At 72.7% G+C, this 16,745-nt stretch carries 15 protein-coding genes and 1 pseudogene; 9 read left to right on the top strand and 7 right to left on the bottom strand.

Going from position 1 to position 16,745, the window contains the following annotated elements; genetic code table 11:
- Positions 1–32: 32 nt before the first annotated feature.
- Together C4U44_RS39730 and C4U44_RS39725 are read right to left on the bottom strand one after the other, a co-directional pair.
- Positions 33–674 (bottom strand): histidine phosphatase family protein, encoded by a 642-nt coding sequence (locus C4U44_RS39730; protein WP_103891003.1) that lies wholly within the window; start codon positions 672–674, stop codon positions 33–35.
- Between the two features lie 151 nt (positions 675–825).
- Positions 826–1,806, bottom strand: a complete 981-nt coding sequence (locus C4U44_RS39725) for a GlxA family transcriptional regulator (protein WP_103891002.1) — start codon at positions 1,804–1,806, stop codon at positions 826–828.
- Between the two features lie 124 nt (positions 1,807–1,930).
- Here C4U44_RS39725 and C4U44_RS39720 point away from each other — a divergent pair, with 124 nt between their 5' ends.
- Positions 1,931–2,893 carry an NADP-dependent oxidoreductase gene (locus C4U44_RS39720; protein ID WP_103891001.1) on the top strand — a complete coding sequence of 321 codons (963 nt, stop codon included), beginning with the start codon at positions 1,931–1,933 and terminating at the stop codon, positions 2,891–2,893.
- Between the two features lie 32 nt (positions 2,894–2,925).
- On the opposite strand, the gene C4U44_RS39715 is transcribed toward C4U44_RS39720, so the two are convergent.
- The 4 genes from C4U44_RS39715 to C4U44_RS39700 all read right to left on the bottom strand — a co-directional run bounded on the left by C4U44_RS39715 (position 2,926) and on the right by C4U44_RS39700 (position 6,310).
- Positions 2,926–3,603, bottom strand: coding sequence for a nitroreductase family protein (locus C4U44_RS39715; RefSeq protein ID WP_103891000.1), 678 nt, complete (start codon positions 3,601–3,603; stop codon positions 2,926–2,928).
- 57 nt (positions 3,604–3,660) lie between these two features.
- On the bottom strand, positions 3,661–4,245 hold the full coding sequence (locus C4U44_RS39710; protein ID WP_103890999.1) for a TetR/AcrR family transcriptional regulator: 585 nt from the start codon (positions 4,243–4,245) through the stop codon (positions 3,661–3,663).
- Positions 4,235–5,485, bottom strand: a complete 1,251-nt coding sequence (locus tag C4U44_RS39705; protein ID WP_160145210.1) for an MFS transporter — start codon at positions 5,483–5,485, stop codon at positions 4,235–4,237. The genes C4U44_RS39710 and C4U44_RS39705 overlap by 11 nt, the downstream gene beginning before the upstream one ends.
- A gap of 252 nt (positions 5,486–5,737) precedes the next feature.
- On the bottom strand, positions 5,738–6,310 hold the full coding sequence (locus tag C4U44_RS39700; RefSeq protein ID WP_103890997.1) for a TetR/AcrR family transcriptional regulator: 573 nt from the start codon (positions 6,308–6,310) through the stop codon (positions 5,738–5,740).
- A gap of 180 nt (positions 6,311–6,490) precedes the next feature.
- On the opposite strand from C4U44_RS39700, the gene C4U44_RS39695 reads away from it, so the two are divergent.
- The 3 genes from C4U44_RS39695 (at position 6,491) to C4U44_RS39685 (ending at position 8,560) form a co-directional block, all read left to right on the top strand.
- Complete coding sequence (locus C4U44_RS39695; RefSeq protein WP_235032701.1) at positions 6,491–7,282, top strand: alpha/beta fold hydrolase; 792 nt, start codon at positions 6,491–6,493, stop codon at positions 7,280–7,282.
- A 47-nt stretch (positions 7,283–7,329) separates the two neighbouring features.
- Positions 7,330–7,758: an organic hydroperoxide resistance protein gene (locus tag C4U44_RS39690; RefSeq protein WP_103890996.1), complete on the top strand. Its 429-nt coding sequence runs from the start codon at positions 7,330–7,332 to the stop codon at positions 7,756–7,758.
- Positions 7,759–7,954: 196 nt separating this feature from the next.
- Positions 7,955–8,560 carry a TetR/AcrR family transcriptional regulator gene (locus C4U44_RS39685; protein ID WP_235032700.1) on the top strand — a complete coding sequence of 202 codons (606 nt, stop codon included), beginning with the start codon at positions 7,955–7,957 and terminating at the stop codon, positions 8,558–8,560.
- A 78-nt stretch (positions 8,561–8,638) separates the two neighbouring features.
- Here the strand turns inward: C4U44_RS39685 and C4U44_RS39680 are convergent, their stop codons facing one another.
- Positions 8,639–9,223 (bottom strand): TetR/AcrR family transcriptional regulator, encoded by a 585-nt coding sequence (locus tag C4U44_RS39680; RefSeq protein WP_103890994.1) that lies wholly within the window; start codon positions 9,221–9,223, stop codon positions 8,639–8,641.
- Between the two features lie 285 nt (positions 9,224–9,508).
- Here C4U44_RS39680 and C4U44_RS39675 point away from each other — a divergent pair, with 285 nt between their 5' ends.
- The 5 genes and pseudogenes from C4U44_RS39675 (at position 9,509) to C4U44_RS39660 (ending at position 16,375) form a co-directional block, all read left to right on the top strand.
- Positions 9,509–10,294 carry an alpha/beta fold hydrolase gene (locus tag C4U44_RS39675; RefSeq protein WP_103890993.1) on the top strand — a complete coding sequence of 262 codons (786 nt, stop codon included), beginning with the start codon at positions 9,509–9,511 and terminating at the stop codon, positions 10,292–10,294.
- Positions 10,291–11,922 (top strand): FAD-dependent monooxygenase, encoded by a 1,632-nt coding sequence (locus C4U44_RS39670; RefSeq protein WP_103890992.1) that lies wholly within the window; start codon positions 10,291–10,293, stop codon positions 11,920–11,922. Before C4U44_RS39675 ends, C4U44_RS39670 begins: the two co-directional genes overlap by 4 nt.
- 30 nt (positions 11,923–11,952) lie before the next feature.
- Positions 11,953–13,382 (top strand): annotated as a pseudogene (locus C4U44_RS39665) (hydantoinase/oxoprolinase family protein); the annotation flags it as partial.
- Positions 13,383–13,442: 60 nt separating this feature from the next.
- The gene (locus tag C4U44_RS43145; protein ID WP_235032703.1) at positions 13,443–14,042 is read left to right on the top strand and encodes a hydantoinase/oxoprolinase family protein; all 600 of its coding nucleotides are present in this window, start codon (positions 13,443–13,445) and stop codon (positions 14,040–14,042) included.
- Positions 14,043–14,053: 11 nt separating this feature from the next.
- Positions 14,054–16,375 carry a hydantoinase B/oxoprolinase family protein gene (locus C4U44_RS39660; protein ID WP_103890991.1) on the top strand — a complete coding sequence of 774 codons (2,322 nt, stop codon included), beginning with the start codon at positions 14,054–14,056 and terminating at the stop codon, positions 16,373–16,375.
- The last annotated feature ends 370 nt before the right edge of the window (positions 16,376–16,745 follow it).

Raw genomic sequence — 16,745 nt, 5'->3', positions numbered from 1 at the left:
GTGCACGCCCCTTCGGACGGCGCGGGTCGAGGTCAGCCCGCCGCGGGGATGTCGAGATGGCGGGTGTCGCCGAGGCCGAGGACCTGGCGGTTGTGGAGGAAGTCGTCCTCGCGCAGCGTGGTGATGCTGCCGGAGGGCGCCCGGAAGCCCGCGTAACCGAGCGACTCGACCGGCATCCTGATCCAGGACGCCACGACGCACGTCAAGGAGCCGCCGTGCGTCACGATGATCTGGTGTTCGCAAGGGTTCCGCAGGATCTCGTCCATGGCGGCGTAGATGCGGCGTGCCCACGCGGCCTTGGTCTCGGAGCCCCGCACGCCCTCGTCGTGGTCCATTCGCTCCCCGACCGCCGGCGGTGGGACGAAGCGCCGGTCGAGCCACTCCTGCGGCTTCCCCTCCGCCTCGCCGTAGGACTTCTCGCGCAGCCTGCGGTCCAGGACCGGCTTCACCCCGAACAGTTCGGCCACCTCATGGGCCGTGCGCCGGGTGCGCCGCAGATCCGACGTGAACAGCTCCACCTCGGCGCCGGCCGGAATCCGGGCCCGCAGCTCCCGGGCGATGGAGACCGCCGCACGGACGCCGGCGGGCGTCAGCTGCGAGTCGTGCCATCCGCCGACGACTCCCTCGACGTGGTGCGTCGCCTGCGGATGGGTGACGACGTAAAGAGTGCGCATGGGACCCTCTCGTTCCGCTCGGCGGGGGAGTCGACAACCGGTTGGCGGGGTCTGCGGCAGCCGGCATGCAACCCACCACCGGAAGTCGAGCCGGAGCCGCTGCCCGCGCAAGCCGATCGCGCGGCCGCCTCCCCGGATCAGGGAGGAGCGTTCACCGTACCGGGGCCGGGTCGGGGGCGTGGTGGGCGCGGCGGTAGGCCAGGGGGGCCAGGCCCACCTGGGCGTGGAAGTGCTTGCGCAATGCGACCGGGTCGCCGAAGCCGCTCGCGGCGGCAATACGTGCGACGGTCAGGTCGGTGGACTCCAGCAGCTGGCGCGCGTGGGCCAGCCGGCGCTGGGCCAGCCACTTGAGCGGGCTGATGCCCGCCTCGCCGCGGAAACGGCGGGTGAAGGTGCGTACGCTCATGTGCGCGTGCCCTGCCATGTCCTCCAGCGTGATCGGTTCCGCCATCCGTTCCAGCGCCCACTGCCGGGTCGCCGAAGTGGAACGGTCGGTGTCCTGCGGGACCAGGTGCTCGATGAACTGGGCCTGCCCGCCCTCGCGCCAGGGGGCCGCGACGCACCGGCGCGCCGCGGCCGCCGCGACCGTCGCCCCGTGGTCCAGTCGCACCAGGTGCAGGCACGTGTCGATGCCGGCCGCACCACCGGCGGACGTCAGGATGCGGCCGTTGTCGACGAACAGCACGTCCGGATCGACCTCGACGCCGGGAAACCGCCCGGCGAGCCTGTCGCACAGCGCCCAGTGGGTGGTGGCCCGCCGGCCGTCGAGCAGGCCGGCGGCCGCGAGCAGGAAGGCCGAGGTGCACAGGCTCACGATGCGGGTCCGCGGCCGGATCCGATCCAGCGCGGCGGCGAGGCCGTCCGGCAGCGTCCCCGTCGCGAGCAGTTCCTCGCCGGGCTCCACGGTGGCGATCACCACGGTGTCCGCGGTCTCCAGCAGTTCCTCGTCGTGGTCGACCAGGATCCGGAAGTCCTCGTGCGTACGGACCGGTCGGCCGCCGAGCGAGAAGGTGCGCACCGAGTAGAGACGGGTCCCGTCCGGCTCGCACGCCTCGTTGAACACCCGGGCCGGGATGCCCAGGTCCAGGGGCAGGACTCCGTCGAGCGCGAGAACGGCAACGTGATGGGGCATGGCCGGAATAGTACGACAGGTGTCCCTCAGGCCACTCACCGGCCGTCGTGGAGGCGCGACACAGTGGATCTCGCCCGGGCCCGGCCCGGGCGGGAACAGACACGACAGACATGAGCGAGGAACCATGAGCGAGCACACCATGCGTGCCGTCACCATCGACGGGTTCGGCGGACCGGAGGTCCTGACCGCCGGGCGGGTCGCCCGGCCCGAGCCGCTGCCGACCGAGGTGCTGGTCCGTGTGCACGCGGCGGGGATCAACCCGGTGGACTGGAAGACCCGCGCCGGCCAGGGCATGGCCGGCCTGCAGACGCTGCCGCTGATCCTGGGCTGGGACGTCTCCGGCGTGGTGGAGGAGGTCGGCTTCGGCGTCACCACGCTCGCGCCCGGCGACGAGGTCTACGCCATGCCCTGGTTCCCGCGGCCGGCCGGCGGCTACGCCGAGTTCGTCACGGCGCCGTCCCGGCACTTCGCCCGCAAGCCGGCCTCCCTCGGTCATGCCGAGGCCGCCGCCCTGCCGCTCGCGGCACTCACCGCATGGCAGGCGCTGGTCGACACCGCCGGCGTGCAGGCCGGGCAGCGGGTGCTCGTGCACGCGGCGGCCGGCGGCGTGGGGCACCTGGCGGTCCAGTTCGCCAAGCACCTCGGCGCCGAGGTCGTGGCGACGGCCAGCGCACCGCGGCACGCCTGGCTCAAGGAACTGGGCGCGGACGAGATGATCGACTACACCCGGCAGCGGTTCGAGGACGTCACCGGCGGCATCGACGTCGTCATCGACCTGGTCGGCTCGCAGGACGACACCGCCGCGCGGTCCGTGTCGGTGACCCGTCCCGGCGGTCTCGTCGTCTCGATCCCCGGCGGCGTCCCGGAGCGCCTGTCCCTCCTGGCCGGTCCGGCCGGGGTGCGCACCAGCCCGTTCCTGGTGGAGCCGGACTCCCCGGCCCTGGCCACGATCGCTGGTCTGGTCGACGCAGGCGCGGTCCGGGTCGAGGTGGAGCGCACCTTCGCGCTGGAGCAGGCCGCCGAGGCCCACCGCCTGGGCGAGGGCAACCGGACCCGCGGCAAGCTCGTCCTCACCGTCACCGGCTGACGTCCACCGCCCGCTGACGGGAACGGGAACGGCTACCAGCGGTTCCAGTGGCTGAAGTTCGCGTCGTCGGCCCGCGGGCCCGGCTTGAAGTCGGTGCCGATCGTGTACGCGATCGGGGTCAGCGCGACCTGCACGGTCCTCTCGAACGGGAGGCCGAGCAGGTCGGCCATCTCGCGCTCGTACGTGAGGTGGGCGACGGTCCAGGCCGTGCCCAGGCCGCGTTCCCTCGCCGCGAGCATGAAACTCCAGGCCGCGGGAATCACCGAGCCCCAGCTGTGCGCCTGCCCGCGGACCGAGTCGAGTTCCTCCCGGCGGGCGACCCGCACCACCGGGATCATCAGCACCGGCACCTCGTGCAGGTGCTGGACCAGGTGGCCGAGGCTGCCCCGGATCCGCCCCCACTCCGCCGAGGCGAAACTCATCCGGGTGGGCAGTGGGGCGGAGTCGTGCTCGTCCGGCGCCCCGGCCATCAGCCCGGCCCGCCAGATGTCCGCCGCCTTCGCCTTCGTCTCGGGATCGTCGACGAAGACGAAGTCCCACTGCTGCTGGTTGCGGCCGGTCGGTGCCTGGGTGGCGACCTTCACGGCCTCCTGGATCAACTCCCGGGGAACGGGGCGGGTCAGGTCCAGGCGCCGGCGCACCGCGCGCGTGGTGGTGAGGACTTCGTCGGCGCCGAGCCCGAGGGTCGGGTACGTGGGACTGTCGTTCACTGTGTCGCTCCTGGTCGCTCTCGGGTCATCCGTCAAGGGACAAGGGCTGCTTGGTGGTCAGGGCACGTTCCGCGTGCCCGGCAGCGCCGTGTCGAGGAGGGCCGCCGCCGCGTCGCGCGCGGCGCGCACCACCTGGGGGTCGTGGTCCATCTGAAGTGACTGCGCGGCTCCGTCCCACAGGGCGTGCAGTTGCATCGCCAGGGTCGGAGGGTCGGCCGCGCCCGCCTCCGCCGCCAGGCCCGCGAAGGTCTCGCGGATCCAGGCGCGGTAGTCCGAGGCCGCGGTGTCCACGCCGGCCGGGTGCGACTCGGCGATGGCGCGGGCGAAGGCGCATCCGCGGTAGGTGCTGTCGGCGGCGAAGGCGGCCTGGACGTCGAAGGGCGCGAGCACCCTCGCGCGGGGGGTGCCATGGCGTGCGACGGCGTCGCGGAAGAGCCCCCGCATCGCGTCGTGCCGGGCCCTCAGGTAGGCGACGACCAGCTCGTCCTTCGACCCGAACGCGTCGTACAGGCTGGCCTTCGCCACTCCCGCGTGTTCGAGGAGCCGGCCGATGCCGACGCTCCGGATCCCCTCCTGGTAGAACAGCTCCGCGGCGGCGGCGAGGAGCCGCTCGCGTGGTGAACCGCCGACGTCAGTCCGCATCCGATCCGACCTTCCTTGTGACACGTAGGACCGCCACCAGTGCGGCGGCGCTGAGGATCGCCAGCACCAGGGCCAGGCCGGCAGCCACCCGGGTGAGCGCTATCCCCTCACTCGTCAGGGCGCCCGGCACGATCGCGGCGGCCCCGAGGCCCAGGTAGGCGACCACGAACACGGCGGCCATCAACGCCGGCCTGTCGCGGTCCGACGCACCCGCGGTCACCATGCGGACCGGGCCCTGGAAGCCGGAACCGTACCCCATGCCCGCTATCGAACTGGCCGTCAGGTAGAGGCCGACCGAGCCCGCCGCGAGCGCCGCGAGGGTCACGCCGAGACCGGCGAGCGTCAGGAACAGGCCGGCGACGGTGACCGCCCGGCCGCCGACGCGGCGCAGCGCCACGGTCGTCACCGTCGCCGTGCCCAGCAGCGTGAACAGCGGGAGCGCGCTCTGCCAGCCGGCGGCTCCGGGCGCCAGCGTGCGGAACAGCGCCGGACTCAGCGCCGCGTAGAAGCCGGACAGGCCCCAGACCGCGAAGACCACGGGCGCGCTGCCGAGGAAGGCCGCGCGGGCGTGCGGGGGCACGGCGATCCGCGGCCTGAGCGACAGCACCGGCCCCGGCCGCCGGCCCGTGTCCGGGAGCAGGCGCAGGACCAGGACCCCCTGGGCCAGCAGGACCGAGGCCAGCACGAGGTAGACCGTGTGGGTGGGGCCGGGGGCGAACTGGATGAGGAGGCCGCTCAGCAGCGCCCCGATCCCGCTCCCGGTGCCGGGCGAGGCGGCGCCGGCGATCGGGCCGCGCTCCTCGTCGGACTCGATCATCAGGGCCGACAGGGTCCCGAACGCGGCGCCCGAGGCCAGCCCCTGCACCGCCCGGCCGACGATGATCGCCAGGAACGAGCCGGCGACGGCGAACAGGGCGAGGGCGATCACCTGGCCGCCGACGCAGGCGAGCAGTACCGCGCGGCGCCCGAAGCGCTCGGGCAGCCGGTCCAGCCACAGCAACCCCACGATGACCGTGGCCGCGTAGGTGGCGAACGCGGCCGTCCCGATCAGCGCGCTGGCGTGCCACGCCGCCTCGTACCTCTGATACAGCGGGCTCGGCGCGTTCGCGCTCGCGAGGAAGAGCACGACCAGGGAGCTCGCGAGGGCGAGCGTGCCGGCGCCGACGGGTGTGTCCGGTCGGTCGCGGCCGGGCGCCGTGGCGTCGGCCGTCGCGGCCGCGCGGACGCAGTGGGATGCCAAGGGACCCCTCCTCCAGACAGACTGGTCTGTCCGGATCGAAGCTAACAACAGACCGACCAGTCTGTCCAGGGGGGAGGCAGCGGGGGGCGGCAGTGGGCGCTCCGGCATCGCCGCACGGCCCTGCTCGGGGGGTGGTCGGCGCGCGCCGGGCCGCTCATGACGTGGCGTCGTCGGTGCGGCAGGTCGCGACTGGCCTGTTTCGGTGCCCGAGGATCGGCCGATCCCGTTGCGCCGTGCGGGAGTTGGTGCCGATCAGTCGCGCAGCGGGCGAAGGAGCGCGCGGCAGCCGCGCAGGAACGAACCGGCGGCGGCGGTGGGGTCGCCGAGGTAGCCGGCGACCATGGCGCCATCGCGGAGGACCATCAGATCCGCTGCGGCGGCGGCCTGGTCCGGCAGTCCGAGCGGCGCGATGAGCTGCTCGAAGGTCTTCGTGTACCAGGCCCGGTGCGCCTCGACGACCTGGCGCACGGAGCCGGCGGGATCGGGGTACTCGGCGGCCGCGTTGATGAAGGGGCAGCCGCGGAAGCCCGGGCTGCAGGCCAGGGTGCCGATGGCCTCCGAGATCAGGCGCAGGGCCGTGTCGACGTCCCCGCCGGCCTGGGCGATCACGCTGCCGACGCCGTCGCGCTCGAGCGTCGCACACCCCTCCAGGTACGCCACGACCAGGTCGTCCTTGGTCCTGAAGTGCCGGTAGAAGGTCACCTTCGTGGTGCCGACCCGCTCGATGATCTTGTCGGCGCTCACCGCGCGCAGTCCGTGCGCGTAGAAGAGCTCGGTGGCCGCGTCGATCAGACGCTCTCGTACGGGCACGTTCACGTGGCTCATCGTACGGGTTCCCCCTTCGCTTGCGTCGAGCCGTCCGTTCTGGCACTGTGGCGGCAGGTAGAGTTACTAGTTAGTCTACCTCGTACGGGAGCGGAACTTCGTGGCCGCGTCGCGGTCCCCACCAGGCGATCGCCGAGCGCCGCGTTCCGCCTCCCGTCCCACTCCAGAAGGGGATTCATCGTGCAACTCCGTCTCTCCCGCCGCGTCGCGCTCGCCGGAGCCGCCGCCTTCACCCTGTTCGCGGCGGCCATGGTGCCCGGTGTCGCGCTGGCGAACGACAGCAAGTCCGGGCCGCCCAAGCCGACGGTCGTCCTCGTCCACGGGGCGTGGGCGGACTCGTCGAGCTGGGACGCGGTGATGACGCGGCTGCGCGCCGACGGCTATCCGGTGCGCGCCATCGCCGACCCGCTGCAGGGGCTCACCAGCGACTCGGCGTACCTCTCCAGCTACCTGGCCACCATCAAGGGGCCGGTGGTGCTGGTGGGCCATTCCTACGGCGGCGCGGTGATCACCAACGCGGCGACCTCGGATCCCGACGTCAAGTCCCTCGTCTACATCGCGGGGTTCATCCCCGTGACGGGTGAGACGGTCGGCGACCTCGCCGGCCGGACCTCTCCGTCGTTGCCGCTGGTCTACACCCCGGTGCCGGGCGGCACGGAGGTGTCCATCGATCCGGCGCACTTCCGGGAGGCGTTCGCCGGCGACGTCGACGCGGACACGGCCGCCAACCTGGCCGCGGCGCAGCGCCCGGCCAACACCAGGGCGGTCACCGACCCCAGCGTCGGTGAGGCCTTCCGCACCATCCCCTCCTGGGACCTGATCACCCTTCAGGACCACGCGATCGCACCCGATGTGCAGCGCTTCATGGCCGCACGTGCGCACGCCCACGTGTCCGAGGTGAAGGCCGCACACGCGGTGATGGTCAGCCGGCCCGGCGCCGTCACCAAGATCATCGAGCAGGCCGCACGCTGAGCCCGCTCGACCCCACCCCCATCCCCACCTTCGAAGGAGAACTTCTCATGACCACGCAGTCCGTGGACGTCCTGTACGTTGCCGTCGCCACCGCGGAGAACGGCCGCGACGGCCGCGTCGCCAGTGACGACGGCAAGCTGGACGTCGTCGTCAACACCCCCAAGGAACTGGGCGGCAGCGGTGCGGGCACCAACCCCGAGCAGCTCTTCGCGGCCGGATACAGTGCCTGCTTCCAGAGCGCGCTCGGCGTTGTCGCGCGACAGACCGGGACCAGCGTCGCCGGCTCCCTGGTGACCGCGAAGGTCGGCATCGGCAAGACCCCCGACGGAGGTCTCGGCCTCGACGTCAAGCTCCTCGTCTCGATACCGGACGTGGACCCCGGCACCGCGAAGGACCTGGTGGAGAAGGCCCATCAGGTGTGCCCGTACTCCAACGCCACCCGCGGCAACATCGCCGTCGAGCTGATCCTCGTCTGAGGCGGCGGCTCCGTCGGGCGAGGGCATCAGGTAAGGGCTGTATTCCTAGGAGGGGGGTCCTTACCTGTGCCCTCGCGCCCCTCGCACCCGGCCCGCCCCCGTACCGTCTCGTGCCCGCCGCCAGCGCGGGCGGCTGCTCGGCCCCTATCATTGACGGGTGGTGAAGGAACCGAGATCCGCAACGACCGCTGCCGGCGTGAGCAGCCGCGACGTCATCCTGGACGCCGCCCGGGCCCTCATCACGAGCCGGGGATACGACGGGATGGCCATCTCGGACCTGAGCGCCACCTCCGGGCTGCCCCCGAGTTCGATCTACTACCACTTCGGGAACAAGCTCGGCGTCCTGGCGGCCCTGCTGGAGCGCACCTTCGACGAACTGCACGCCACGTTCCCGAACCCCTCGTCCTTCGACGAGCACGCGCCGCTCGAGCGCTTCGAGAAGTGGGTCACCGCGGCGTGCAACTCCCTTGACCAGCGGCCGGAGTACCTCCGCCTGCTGCTGGCCATCAGCGTCGGCCCGCACAAGGAGACGGATCCGGTGACGCACACCGTGCGCCGGATCCGCGACTACGCCCACGCCTCGTGGGTGGAGGCCCTCACCCCCGTGTTCGCGCCGGACGGCGGGGAGGTCGACGAGGCGTTCGTCGACCGGATCGCCGTGCTCGGCCGGGCCATGATGGACGGGTTGTCGGTGACCAACAGCTTCGACGGCGTGAGCTACAGCTCGCACGTCGACGGCATCGTCTCCCTGGTCCGCGGTCTCGCGGAGCAGCGTGACCGCGCGTCAGGACGCGCTTCCTAGCGGATTCACGGCGGTTTCCGGGCGGGAACGCGCCGGGCCGAGGCGCCGGCCTCCCGGGCGGCCCGGCCGCTCGGTGACTCAGGCCGTGCGCGCGTGCAGGATGCCTTCGACGCCGTGCAGGAAGGTGTCGGAGATCAGCTCCGGGTCGAAGAGGCAGCCGGCCGCCATCGCGCCGTCGCGGAGCATGACCAGGTGCCGGCCGGCGGCGTCGGCGGGTCCGCCGCCCGTCTGTGCCAGCAGATCCGTGACGGTGTTCAGGAACCACTCGCGGTGGGCCATGACGGACTGGTGGATCGGGTGCGAGGCATCGGGGTACTCGGCCACCGCGTTGAGGAAGGCGCAGCCGCGGAATCCGGGGGACCGGATGCCCGCGGTGATCGACTTGGCGACGGCCCGGACCTGGTCGGGCGCCGATTCGCTGCTCGCGACGGCGGTGGCGACCTGCCCGCGGATGCCCTGGTCGGCCAGCGAGAGGTATGCCAGGACCAGGTCGTCCTTGCCCGAGAAGTGCCGGTACAGGGTGGCCCGGGTCACCTTGGCTTCCTCGACGATCCGGTCGACGCCGACGGAATGGATCCCCTCCGTGTAGAAGATCCGGGTTGCTGTGTTGAGCAGCCGCTCTCTCGCCTCGGAGATGCTGCCGCCTTCTGTACTCCGACTCATGCTGACCAGGTTAACAAACGGAAGAACGTTCGGTCTCTAGTGCGGACCAGGGAAATTGCCCCGCGGCCGCAACCGAGCGTTCTCCCGCCAGGGGAGAACGTTCGGTCTTGACGGGAACGGCGGCGGTTGCCATCCTGGCGCTCGGTGGCCGTGGCCCGTGGCCCGTGGCCCGTGGCCGTGGGCCTGGGCATGGCCGTCGTGGTCCCGGTCGCGCTGTAGCCAACGCCTCCTCGGGGTCGTAGAGTGAACGCTACATACAGACGTGGTGCGTCGAGGAGGTCGCAGGTGCCGTCCGCATCCGAGACCGCCGGCCGTCAGGACGGCGACATCCCGCTCGTCCTGCTCCACGGTGGCGGACCGGGGGTCGACGCCGAGAGCAACTGGGCGGCCGTGCGCTTCCGGCTGGCCGGCGAGTTCCGCTGCCTGGCGCCGGACCTGCTCGGTTTCGGCACGCAGATCGCCGGATCGAGCGGGATCAAGGGCCCGGGTGCCTGGGCGAGGGCCCGGGCGCGGCAGGTACTGGGCATCCTCGACCGCGACGGCCTGGCACGCGTGCATCTGGTGGGCAACTCGGCCGCGGGCGGGGCCGCCGCGCTGGCCCTCATGTCCCTGGCGCCCGAACGGATCGCCCGCGCGGTCGTCATGGGAGGAGCCGGCAGCGGGCCGTTGCCCGCCGCGGTGCCCTTCTACGAGGACCCGACCGAGCGCTCCATGCGCGCCACCCTCGCCCGGCTGGTCGCCGACGAGAGCGCCCACCCGGCACTCCTCGACGAGCTCGCCCGGATCCGGCTGCGGCAGGCCCTGCGCCCGGGCGCGGAGCAGGCGTTCCGGTCGATGTTCGCCCCCGCGGACCCCGGCGGCCCTCCACCGGTCGATCCCAGCGGGATCGCCGGCCCGGTGCTCGCGCTGCACGGGGAACGCGACCGGGTCTCGCCGGTCGAGGTCTCCGAGCGCCTGGTCCGCGCCCTGCCCGACGCCCGCCTCGCCGTGGTGGCGGGGGCCGGGCACTGGATCCACGTCGACCGGCCGGACGAATTCTGCAGCCTGGTAGGGGAGTTCCTGAGCACATGACACATCCGACGAGCAGCGGTGCGGAGCGGGTCGAGGTCCTGGTCGTCGGTGCCGGCCCGGCCGGGCTGACCCTCGCCATCGACCTGGCCCGGCGTGGCGTGGCGTGCCACGTCGTGGAGGAGAGCGGGGAACGGGCCGTCAACCCCCGGTGCAACACCACCTCCGCGCGGTCCATGGAGATCTTCCGGCGGCTCGGCATCGCGGACGACATCCGGCGCGCCGGGCTGCCCGAGGACCACCCCACGTCCATCCGGTACCGGACCACCCTGACCGGCGCGGAGATCTTCCGCATCGACCTGCCGGCCGCGCGCGACGTCCTGGACGGCGCCGGCAAGGAGGACTGGCCCACCCCGGAGCCGCAGCACCGGATCTCGCAGCTGTTCCTCGAACCGATCCTGGAGCGGCACGCGCGCGGGCTTCCCGGACTGACCCTCGAACGGGGCACCCGGCTGGTCGGGCTCCGCCAGGACGACGACCACGTCGAGGCGGTCGTGGAGTCCTCCGGCGTGCGGCGCACCCTGCACTGCGGGTACGTGGTCGGCTGCGACGGCGCCCGCAGCACCGTTCGCCGCCAACTCGGCATCAGCTACGAGGGTGTCGACGCGATCCAGCGGTTCGTGTCGACCTTCCTCCGCTCGCCCGCGCTCGGCCGGCTGGCGGCCCGGGACCCGGCGTGGACGTACTGGACCTACGGCGGCCGGATCTCCTCGCTGATCGCCGTCGACGGCGACGAGCTGTGGCTCCACCACGTCGCCTTCGCCCCCGACCACGACACCGAGGGCGAGGACCCCGACGAGCTCCTGCGGGAGGCGGTGGGAGAACCCGTCGCGCACGAGGTGCTCGGCGTGGTGCGCTGGACCGGACGCCGGCTCGTGGCCCAGCGGTACCGCGCCGGGCGGGTGTTCCTGGCCGGCGACGCCGCCCACATCTGGATCCCGGTCGGGGGGTTCGGCATGAACGCGGGGATCCAGGACGCGGCGACGCTGTCCTGGATGCTGGCGGCGGTCCACCATCGCTGGGCGCCCCCCGAGGTGTTGGACGCGTACGAGCGCGAACGCAAGCCGGTGGGCGAGCAGTTCGCCCGCGCGGTGGGGACGGCGGCGCGCAGCGCGTACGCGGAGTACTCGCCGGACATCCACCTGCCCGGCCCGGACGGCGAGCGGGCCCGCGCGGAGTTCGCCGGCCGGCTCGCGGTCACGGAGCCGCCCCGCTACTCGCCGGACGGGTTCAGCTTCGGCTACCACTACGCGGATTCACCCCTGGTGGTCGGCGGCGGGGGCCGGGCCGCGATCACCATGGGCGACCACCTGCAACGCGCGCGGCCCGGCTTCCGGTTGCCGCACGTCTGGCTCGACGGTGACCGGTCCGTACTCGACCTGCTCGGCCCCGACTTCACCCTGCTGCGCACCGACACGCGCGCCGACGTGGCGTCCTGGACCTCGGCGGCGCGCGCCCTCGGGATCCCGCTGACCGTGGTCGACCTGCCGGTGCGCCGACCCGACCGGTATCCCGCCGAGTTGCTGCTGGTGCGCCCCGACCAGCACGTCGCCTGGATGGGCGGGGAGCACGCCCGCCCCGCCGAGGTCCTGCACACAGTCACCGGGCGGGTCGCCGCCCACCCGCGGTAGAGATCACCAGGGATCACCAGGAGGACGCACATGTCATACGCATTGGGCATCGACGTGGGCGGCACGTTCACCGACGCGGTCGCCTCGGACGGTTGCGGCCGGATCGTGTCGGCCAAGACGCCGACGACGCCGCCGCACCGCGAGATCGGTGTCATGCGTGCGATCGAGGACATCGCGGACGGGCTGGGCATCGAGGTCGGCGAACTGCTCACGCAGACCGACTACATCGCCCACGGCACCACCGCGTCGATCAACGCCCTCGTCCAGGGCCAGGTGGCCGAGGTCGGGCTCATCGCCACGAAGGGCCACCGGGACGCGATCTACATCATGAACGCCGAGGGCCGCACGCTCGGCCGGTCGGCCCACGAGATCCAGGACACCCTCCGGCAGCGCAAGCCCGCGCCGCTGATCCCGAAGTACCGGGCGCTGGAGGTCACCGAGCGGATCGACCACGCCGGCAAGGTACTGGTCCCGCTGGACGAGGACGAGGTCCGCCGCGTCGCGAGATCCCTGCTGGACCAGGGCGTCGAGGCGATCGCGGTGTGCCTGCTGTGGTCGTTCAAGAACGGCGCCCACGAGCAGCGCGTCCGCGAGCTGATCCACGAGATCGACCCGGACGTGTACGTCACGCTCTCCTCGGAGGTCAGCCCGCGCATCCGCGAGTTCGCCCGGACCTCCACGACGATCATGAACGCCCAGGTGGGCCCGCGGCTGCGCACGTATCTCCTGCCCCTGCAGAGGCAGTTGGAGGAGCGCGGGCTCAAGGGGCCGCTGCTGGTGATGCAGAGCGAAGGCGGCACCATCACCGCCGACCGGGCACCCGAGCACGCCATCACCACCGTCGGGTCCGTGCTGTCCGGCGGCGTCATCGGCGGGATGCGCCTGGCCGAGCAACTCGGGCACCGCAACGTCATCACCACCGACGTCGGCGGCACCACGTTCCTGGCCGGGCTCATCGTGGACGGGGAGCCGGTCATGGCGCCGGGTTCCGTGGTGAACCAGTTCCCGATCAACGCGGCCACCATCCGCGTGCACACCATCGGTTCGGGTGGCGGGGCACTGGCCTGGGCAACCTGCGGCTGGGCCCGCAGAGCGCCGAGGCCGTCCCCGGTCCCGCCTGCTACGGCAACGGCGGCACCCGCCCCACGAACACCGACGCGAACCTGGTGCTCGGCATCCTCAGTCCCCGCGGGCTGCTGGGCGGCCGCAAGCCGCTGCGGATCGACCTGGCACGGGAGGCGATCCGGGAGCACGTGGGCGAGCCGCTCGGCCTGACCGTCGAGGAGGCCGCCATCGCCATCCACGAGGTGCAGAACGCGCAGGCCGGCGACCTCCTGCGCCGGGCCGTGGTGCAGGCCGGCTACGACCCCCGCGACTTCGTCGCCTACGCCTTCGGCGGCGCCGGCCCCGCCCACTGCGCCGGCTACTGCCAGGACCTGGGGGTGAGCGAGGTCGTCGTGCCCCTGGGGCCCGTCGCCTCGGCGTTCTCCGCCTACGGGCTGGCGGCCTCGGACATCGTCATGAGCGCCGAGCTCTCCGACCCGTCGTCCTTCCCGGTCGCGCCCCCGGTGCTCGCGGCCCACTTCGCCCGCCTGGAAGCCGATCTGCGGCAGGCGCTGGACCGGCAGAAGGTGACGTTCCACGACGTGACGCTGCAGCGCGAGATCGATCTGCGGTACTCGATGCAGGTCACCGAACTCGCGACCCCGGTACCGGACGCGGAGTTCACCGAGCGCACCGGCGAGGAGATCCTGGAGCGCTTCGAGGAGCAGTACGAGCGCATCAACGGCAGCGGCGCCGGCTACCGCGAGGCCGGCGTGCAGGCGATCACCTACCGCGTACGGGCCAAGGCCGGCCTCGGCTTTCCGGTCAGGCTGCCCACCGTCCCCCGGGCCGACGGCCCCGACCCGGCGGAGGCCCTGATCGGCGAACGCGCGGTCTGTCTCGACTCGCAGACCGGTTTCGTGCCCACCCCCGTCTACGAGTACGCCCGGCTGCGCGCCGGCCACACGCTCGTCGGTCCGGCCGTCGTCGATGTCCCGACCACGGTGGTCGTGGTCCCCGCGGGCGCCACCGGCCACGTCGACCATCTCGGCAACCTCGTGCTGCGCTACCAGTGAGGACGGCTTCCATGACATCCAAGATCCCCGGCGCGGACGAGTTCACCAGCCGGCCGCTGCCCCGCGAGGAACTGCTGCGGCAGATCTCGCCCACCCTGCGGCTGCACCGGATCGACGACGGGCACGGCGACCGGGTCGACGCGCTGACCTACGAGGTCGTCCGGCACCGGCTGTGGGCGATCACCCAGGAGATGGGCGAGACGCTGCGGCGGATGTCGGGCTCGCACGTCGTCACCGAGTCCAACGACTTCAACTTCTCCATCTGCGACGAACTCGGCGAGCAGGTCCAGGTCGGCGCGTACAACGTCGGGCTGATCGGCTCGATGGACCTGGCCGTCGTCTGGACGCTGCGGCACCGCAGCGACAACCCGGGCATCGCCGAGGGCGACATGTTCCTGTGCAACGACCCGTGGATCGGCGGCGGGCTGCACCAGAACGACGCGGCGGTGCTGGCCCCGATCTTCCACGAGGGCAGGCTGTTCGGGTGGACGACGGCGATCGCCCACCAGGTCGACCTGGGCGGGCCGCGGCCGGGCTCCTTCAGCCCCTCGGCCCAGGACGTGTTCGGCGAGGCGGTGCCCACGCCGCCGCTCAAGGTGGTGCGCGACGGCGTGCTGCAGCGCGACGTCGCCGACGCCTGGGTCCGCCGATCCCGCCTTCCGCACCTGGTCGGCCTCGACCTGCGGGCCAAGGTCGCCGCCAACAAGAACGCGGGCGAGCAGATCCTCCGGCTGATCGCCAAGTACGGCGCCGACACCGTCAAGGGCGTCATGCGCCGGATGATGGACGACGCCGAGCGCCGGCTGCGCGCCAAGCTCGCGGCCCTGCCCGACGGGACGTGGAGCGCGGTCGGTTACCAGGAGCAGTCGCGCACCGGTGACCGCGGCCTGCACCCCATCAAGGTCGCGATGACCAAGGAGGCCGACCGGCTCGTCTTCGACTTCCGCGGCACCGCCGGGCAGACCGGCATCATCAACTGCCCCTACCCGGGCCTGCGCGCGGGGATCGTCTTCACCCTGCTGCCGCTGCTGGCCGGCGACATCCCGTGGGCCGCGGGCGGGTTGATGCGCTGCTTCGAGATCGTCACCGACGAGGACACCCTCACCAACGCCTCGTTCCCGGCCGCGGTGGGCAAGGGACCGTTCGGTCCGGCGTGGGGCTCGGGCAACCTGGTCGCCGAGGTGCTCGCCAAGATGCTGGACGCCGAACCGGCCCACCGCGACGACGTGCAGTCGATCTGCAACGGCACCACCGACCTGTGCGTCGTCTCCGGCGTCGACGTCCGCGGGGGCGGCAGCAAGGGTTTCGTGTCCCCGATCTTCGACGTGATGGCCGGCGGCTACGGGGCCCAGGTGCACCACGACGGTGTCGACACCGGCGGCCGGCTCATCATCCCCTCCGCCCGGGCGCCCGACGTCGAGATGACCGAGTACCTCTATCCCCTCGTCGCCCTGTGGCGGCGCGAGCAGACCGACTCCGGCGGACCGGGCCGGCAGCGCGGCGGGATGAGCGGCTCGGTCTGCTACGTGCAGCACCCCGACCAGAAGGGGACGATGTCCCTGGTCGTCTCGGGGACCGGCAAGGTCGCGAACCAGAACGTCGGGCTGGCCGGGGGATATCCCGGGAACTCCCAGCTCGACCTGGTGGTGCGCGGCATCGGCGTCCCGCAGCTCGTGCGGGCGACCACCATCCCCGCCGACCTGGGCGAGCTCGGCGGCACGACCGAGGTGCTCCCCTGCGAGGGGGAGTCGGACCTCGGCCCCGGCGACGCGCTCTACCTGCACTGGCAGGCCGGCGGTGGATACGGCGACCCGCTGCTGCGCCCGGCCGAGCGGGTCCGCGACGACGTGCGGCAGGTCCGGGTGTCGGTGGACGCAGCCCGGGACGTCTACGGCGTCGTGCTCGGCGAGGACGGCGAGGTGCGGGGGGACGCGACCGAGGAGCGCCGGGAACGGCTGCGGCGGCGGCGCGCCGCGGGCGCCGGGCTGCCCGCTGCCGCGCTCGCGCCGATCGGCACGCGACCGGACCTGGACGAGGTCCGCCGGCTCGACGACAACCTCGCCGTCCGGGAGTCGCCGGACGGCGGCACGGTGGTGTGCGTCCACTGCGGGTACGCGGTCGGGCCGCTGGCCGGCGGCGCGTTCTTCGCCGCCCTGGCCCGCCGCGACGCGGCACCAACCGAGGCGGGCCCGCACATCTGGCACGACCCTTCGGTGTACGTCGACGCGGAGGTCGTCTTCCGGCAGCTGCTCTGCCCGGGCTGCCTCACGGCCGTCAACTCCCGCGTGGTGCCGGTCGACCACCCCCTCCCGGTCGACCTCTACGCCCCCTGAGCCGGGGGGCCGGGTCCCACCGGTGAGCACGCCAGGGGGCGGCCGGGTGCAGCGGGGAGAACGTTCGGTCTTGACAGGGCGCGACGGAGTTGCCATGCTGATGATGCGAGAGAGAACGTTCGTTCTCGGTGGCGGGTCCGACGGCCCGCCGCCCTCACCCCTCCCGCGGCCGGCCGTGTCACCTGCCGGACCGCCTTCACCCCGTCCCGAAAGGATCATCGTGACCACCGTCGACTCACCAGCAGCCCTCTCCTTCACGCCGGCCCTGCGCCAGCTGTACTTCGTGCGGTTCGGGTTCGCCGTCGTCTGGGCTGCCTTGCTGTTCGCCAACAAGTCCCACCTCGGGCCGCTCGGTGTCACCCTGCTCGTC

This window comes from Actinacidiphila yanglinensis (assembly GCF_900107965.1).
GTDB classification, from domain to species: Bacteria; Actinomycetota; Actinomycetes; order Streptomycetales; family Streptomycetaceae; genus Actinacidiphila; species Actinacidiphila yanglinensis.
This window is presented reverse-complemented; position numbering and strand designations above follow the sequence as displayed.